Source organism: Bartonella sp. AS69XJJH (assembly GCF_042195585.1).
Classification (GTDB): Bacteria; Pseudomonadota; Alphaproteobacteria; order Rhizobiales; family Rhizobiaceae; genus Bartonella.
The window spans coordinates 1-2,099 of the sequence record NZ_JBHIOO010000067.1; the positions used below are offsets into that span (position 1 = coordinate 1).

Below are 2,099 nucleotides of genomic sequence, written 5' to 3' on the forward strand. Positions count from 1 at the left end.
CTTTAAAATTTGGTTTTTTATCGCGTTGGTTACAATCAGATCTTATCAATGTCATCGAGCAAGCAAAACAGCAACGTCAAAGTGACGCGGCATAAAAAAAACCTTGTCACGTAAGGACGGACAAGGCTTTCTCAAACTCATCAAACCTGGAGATAACAAAAACCGTCCTGTATCGCAACCTGGTTATAGGATTACTAAGTACATTCTACGCCATATTGCTTTACATACAATATTGAGATAGTGGATTGAGGAAACAAATCCCGCCATTCCAAGCGAAGGTAAGAATGGCGGATTGTTGGTCATTACAAACAGTGCTTAAGGTTGGCATTCTGGTTTATTTTTATTTTTTTGGCAATAAGCGCTATTTAAACGCTTCTTGACACTTCGTTTTGGAATGACAGCACCTGGCACACAAATCGGAAGATCTTCGGCATTATAATTTCTACACCGATCTCTCCACTTCCCTCCTAATTTACTATGAAAACCTGCTTGGGTTAGACATGCATAAATAGATGTATTCGCATTTATACTTAACTCTCTATAATCCATCATATAATCATCATGAGGATTCAGCATTCCACATTCTAATAGTGCTTTTTTAATCTCAATCTTATCTTCTCCTAGCTTCTCTAATACATCCACAGCCTGGTAAGGACCTGGAAAACATCCAGCTATAATAAGCAAAGCCAATCCACTCAATAACTTTAAAGTTGCTTTCATTTTTTCTCTCCTTCAATGATTTTTTATGATAAGATTGCTTATAAGCTTGTCGATGTTTTATATTCCTCTGTCCATACCAATTTGAAACATGTTGAGTGCCGATACAATTGGCCCACACACTTATGCAAAAGATAAAAAAACTAAAGATTACTCTTAATCATACCATCATCAAAAAACTACGGTAGACATTCAGGCTTGTTTCTATTTCTTTTACAATGGGGGCTGTTCAGGCGTTTCTTAACACTTCTTTGAGGAATGACAGCACCTGAATGACAAATCGGAAAACGAGCATCAAAAAACTCACACGAACTCAAATATCCGGATTTATATCTAAAACCTGCTTGAACCATGCAAGCTTCAATTAATGCGTTCGCATTTCCGTCTAACTTTCTGTTGTATTCATCACGATTATAAGGTGTTGGCATGCCACATTCTAACAGCGCTTTCCCTATATCAATTGTATTTGCACCAGGCTTATCCCATAATTCCCAAGCTGATAAGGGAACCTCAGCTTTATACTCACATCCAGCGATACTTAACAGAGCTATGCAACTCAACAGTTTTAAGATTTTCTTCATTCTTCCCCTCTTTCAATGGATTTATTTACGATAAAACAGCTCATAAGCCTGTTGATATTTTCTGTCACCGCTGTTTAAAATAACGGTGAACAATATTGAGATGATGGATTGAGGGAACAATCGCGCCATTCCAAGCGAAGGAACGGAGGGCGGATTGTTATCATCACAAACAGCAAAACTTAAGGATAGCATTCATATTGTTCTGGATGCTTTTTACAAAAAGGGCTGTTTAAGCGCTTCTTGACACTGGGCCTCGGGATCACAGCACCAGGACGACATATGGGTAAGTTTTCCGCTTTATGATTCTCGCACCAAGTCCCTCCCCCCACTTTATCACGAAAACCTGATTGAACCATACAGGCATCAATAGTTGCCCATGCATTGTAGCTGAGTTTTCTGTTTTCTGGATCGGCATCAATAAGGCTCGGCATTCCACATTCTAACAAGGCTTTTCCTACCTCAGTAAAATCAGTAACACCATTTTTCTCCCACGTAGCCACCTCTCCTGGAGGAGGTTTATCTATATTACATCCAGTTATAATTAACAAAGTTACAGTGCTTAATAATTTTAGAGTTTGTTTCATTCTTTACTCCTTGATTTACTTAAAGGAAATTGTTCAAGATGAGATGTGCCATAAAACTTTTGGCATTTTGGACCCGCATCTCCAAGACAAGTATGGGAACTTATGGGATTCATGGTCACTCTCCACCATTCTGTCAAAACGTTACTGCCAGCAGGTATTGTCTCATAAGTATAGCCATTACCGCCAATAATTCTGCTTACAAAGTCATATCTATTCC

General features: G+C 38.6%; 4 protein-coding genes and 2 pseudogenes. 1 reads left to right on the forward strand and 5 read right to left on the reverse strand.

What is annotated here, in order from left to right:
* Positions 1 to 95: pseudogene (locus ACFIK6_RS09535) on the forward strand (DNA-binding protein); the annotation flags it as partial.
* Between the two features lie 220 nt (positions 96 to 315).
* Here the strand turns inward: ACFIK6_RS09535 and ACFIK6_RS09540 are convergent.
* The 5 genes and pseudogenes from ACFIK6_RS09540 to ACFIK6_RS09560 all read right to left on the reverse strand — a co-directional run.
* On the reverse strand, positions 316 to 720 hold the full coding sequence (locus ACFIK6_RS09540) for a hypothetical protein (RefSeq protein ID WP_375642711.1): 405 nt from the start codon (positions 718 to 720) through the stop codon (positions 316 to 318).
* Between the two features lie 176 nt (positions 721 to 896).
* Positions 897 to 1,298 (reverse strand): hypothetical protein, encoded by a 402-nt coding sequence (locus tag ACFIK6_RS09545; protein WP_375642710.1) that lies wholly within the window; start codon positions 1,296 to 1,298, stop codon positions 897 to 899.
* Between the two features lie 21 nt (positions 1,299 to 1,319).
* Entirely contained in the window at positions 1,320 to 1,490 is a 171-nt protein-coding gene (locus tag ACFIK6_RS09550; RefSeq protein ID WP_375677593.1) for a hypothetical protein, read from the reverse strand.
* Positions 1,478 to 1,882, reverse strand: coding sequence for a hypothetical protein (locus ACFIK6_RS09555; protein ID WP_208438718.1), 405 nt, complete (start codon positions 1,880 to 1,882; stop codon positions 1,478 to 1,480). Before ACFIK6_RS09555 ends, ACFIK6_RS09550 begins: the two co-directional genes overlap by 13 nt.
* Positions 1,879 to 2,099, reverse strand: a pseudogene (locus ACFIK6_RS09560) (filamentous hemagglutinin); the annotation flags it as partial. The pseudogene ACFIK6_RS09560 and the gene ACFIK6_RS09555, both read right to left, overlap by 4 nt.

Bases quoted from the DNA above. Each gene is read 5' to 3' on its own strand.
- ACFIK6_RS09540 (WP_375642711.1), bottom strand. From the start codon at position 720: ATGAAAGCAACTTTAAAGTTATTGAGTGGATTGGCTTTGCTTATTATA.
- ACFIK6_RS09550 (WP_375677593.1), bottom strand. From the start codon at position 1,490: ATGCTATCCTTAAGTTTTGCTGTTTGTGATGATAACAATCCGCCCTCC.
- ACFIK6_RS09545 (WP_375642710.1), bottom strand. From the start codon at position 1,298: ATGAAGAAAATCTTAAAACTGTTGAGTTGCATAGCTCTGTTAAGTATC.
- ACFIK6_RS09555 (WP_208438718.1), bottom strand. From the start codon at position 1,882: ATGAAACAAACTCTAAAATTATTAAGCACTGTAACTTTGTTAATTATA.